Annotated in this window: 2 protein-coding genes; both read left to right on the forward strand. The window is 73.7% G+C overall.

The features are described from left to right. The coding region (locus VR44_RS03800) for a DAK2 domain-containing protein (protein ID WP_045945915.1) at positions 1-920 on the forward strand (920 nt) is incomplete at its 5' end. Positions 921-946: 26 nt separating this feature from the next. Then, a partial coding sequence (locus tag VR44_RS03805; RefSeq protein ID WP_045945916.1) for an ATP-dependent DNA helicase RecG occupies positions 947-2,864 on the forward strand: 1,918 nt, incomplete at its 3' end.

The raw sequence follows: 2,864 nt of genomic DNA on the forward strand, positions 1-2,864 counted from the left end.
CCCAGGAGGAGGGCGGGCCCGGCTACGAGGTGATCTACCTGCTGGAGGCCCCCGAGGAGGCCGTCGACCGGCTGCGCACCACCCTCGACGGGCTCGGCGACTCCCTCGTGGTGGTCGGCGGCGACGGGCTGTGGAACGTCCACGTGCACGTCGACGACCCCGGCGCGGCCGTCGAGGCCGGAGTGGAGGCCGGCCGGCCGTACCGGATCCGCATCACCCACTTCGGTGACGAACGGCGCCGCGCGAGCGCCCCGCGCGCCCAGCGGGCCGTGGTGGCCGTGGTCCACGGCGAGGGGCTGGCCGCGCTGTGCGGGGAGGCCGGCGCGACCACCGTCCCGGCCCGTCCGGGCGAGCCGCTCGCCGTCGCCGACCTGCTCGACGCGATCCGCCGGGCCCACGCCCGCGAGGTGGTCCTGCTGCCCGGCGGTGCCGAACTCCGCGCGGCCGCCGCGGCCGCGGCCGAACAGGCCCGCGCCGACGGGGTACGGGTCGCGGTGATCCCGACCCGGTCCGCCGTCCAGGGCCTGGCCGCCCTCGCCGTGCACGACCCGGAGGCCGGCTTCGACGAGGACGTCGTCGCCATGACCGCCGCCGCGGGGGCCACCCGCTACGGGGAGCTCGCCGTCGCCGAGCGGCAGTCCTTCACCTCCGCCGGGATCTGCCAGGCCGGGGACGTCCTCGGACTCATCGACGGCGACGTCGCCGTCATCGGACCGGGCCTGCCCGAGACGGCCGAGGCGGTCCTGGAGCGGATGCTCGGCTCCGGCGGCGAACTGGTCACCCTCGTCCTGGGCCCCGAGGTCCCCGACACGCTCGCAGCGCGCCTGGAGTCGTACGTCCAGCAGCGGCACCTGGCCGTGGACACCGTCACCTACAGCGGCGGCAGGCACTCCGCGCCCCTGCTCATCGGAGTCGAATAGCGGGCTTGTCACCGCCATGGTGTGCAATGGAACACGTGCCCGCGCTCGACGAAGACCTCAAGAAGACCCTCGGCCCCGCCACCGCCAAGGTGCTCGCCGAGCAGCTCGGCCTGCACACGGCCCTGGACCTGCTCCACCACTACCCCCGGCGGTACGCGGAGCGCGGCGAACTGACCTCGCTCGCGGACCTCGCCGACCAGCTCGACGAGCACGTCACGGTCGTCGCCCAGGTCGCCGACGCCCGGATCCTGACCTTCAACGGCGGCCGCGGCAAGCGGCTGGAGGTCACCATCACCGACGGCAGCGGCCGCCTGCAGCTGGTCTTCTTCGGCGCCGGCGTCCACAAGCCGCACAAGGAGCTGCTGCCCGGCAGCCGCGCGATGTTCGCGGGCAAGGTCTCCCGCTTCAACCACAAACTCCAGCTCGCGCACCCCGCCTACGAACCCCTCGGCGCGGACGCCTCCGACCGGGACGCCGCCACCGCCTTCGCCAACCAGCTGATCCCGATCTACCCGGCCTGCGCCAAGCTGGAGTCCTGGAAGATCGCCAAGTGCGTGGACGCCGTCCTGCCCCGGGCGCAGGAGGCCCTCGACCCGCTCCCGCCCGCCCTGCGCGACGGCCGCGGACTGGTCCCCCTCACCGAGGCACTCCTCAAGATCCACCGCCCGGCCACCAAGGCCGACATCGAGGACGCCCGCCGCCGCCTGAAGTGGGACGAGGCCTTCGTCCTCCAGGTCGCCCTCGCCCGCCGCAGGCACGCCGACTCCCAGCTCCCGGCCGTCGCCCGCCGCCCCGCCCCCGGCGGCCTCCTCGACGCCTTCGACGCGAAGCTCCCCTTCACCCTCACCGAAGGCCAGCGCGGCGTCTCGAAGGAGATCTTCGACGACCTGGCCACCAGCCACCCCATGCACCGCCTGCTCCAGGGCGAGGTCGGCTCGGGAAAGACGATGGTCGCCCTGCGCGCCATGCTCGCCGTCGTCGACTGCGGCGGGCAGGCCGCGATGCTCGCCCCCACCGAGGTCCTCGCCCAGCAGCACCACCGCTCCATCACCGAGATGATGGGCGAGCTCGCCGAGGGAGGGCTGCTCGGCGGCTCCGACCTGGGCACCAAGGTGGTCCTGCTCACCGGCTCCATGGGGACCGCCGCCCGCCGCCAGGCCCTGCTCGACCTGGTCACCGGCGAGGCCGGGATCGTCATCGGCACCCACGCCCTGATCGAGGACAAGGTCCAGTTCCACGACCTCGGCCTGGTCGTCGTCGACGAGCAGCACCGCTTCGGCGTCGAACAGCGCGACGCCCTGCGCTCCAAGGGCAAGCAACCGCCGCACCTGCTGGTCATGACCGCCACCCCCATCCCGCGCACGGTCGCCATGACCGTCTTCGGCGACCTGGAGACCTCCGTCCTCGACCAGCTGCCCGCCGGCCGCTCGCCGATCGCCACGCACGTGGTGCCCGCCAAGGACAAGCCCCACTTCCTCACCCGGGCCTGGGAGCGGGTCCGCGAGGAGGTGGAGAACGGCCACCAGGCGTACGTGGTCTGCCCGCGCATCGGCGACGGCGAGGACGACCCCAAGGGCAAGAAGAAGGCCTCCGCCGAGGACGAGGCCGAGAAGCGGCCCCCGCTGGCCGTCCTGGAGATCGCCGAGCAGCTCACCCGCGGCCCCCTCGCCGGGCTCTCCGTCGAGGTGCTGCACGGCAGGATGGACCCCGCCGACAAGGACGACGTGATGCGCCGCTTCGCCGCGGGCGAGGTCAAGGTGCTCGTCGCCACCACCGTCATCGAGGTCGGGGTGAACGTCCCCAACTCCACCGTCATGGTGATCATGGACGCGGACCGCTTCGGCGTCTCCCAGCTCCACCAGCTCCGCGGCCGCGTCGGCCGCGGCACCGCACCCGGACTGTGCCTGCTGGTCAGCGAGATGCACGAGGCCAGCCCCGCCCGTG

Origin of the sequence: Streptomyces katrae, from assembly GCF_000966975.1 — a bacterium.
In the GTDB taxonomy this organism is placed as follows: Bacteria; Actinomycetota; Actinomycetes; order Streptomycetales; family Streptomycetaceae; genus Streptomyces; species Streptomyces katrae.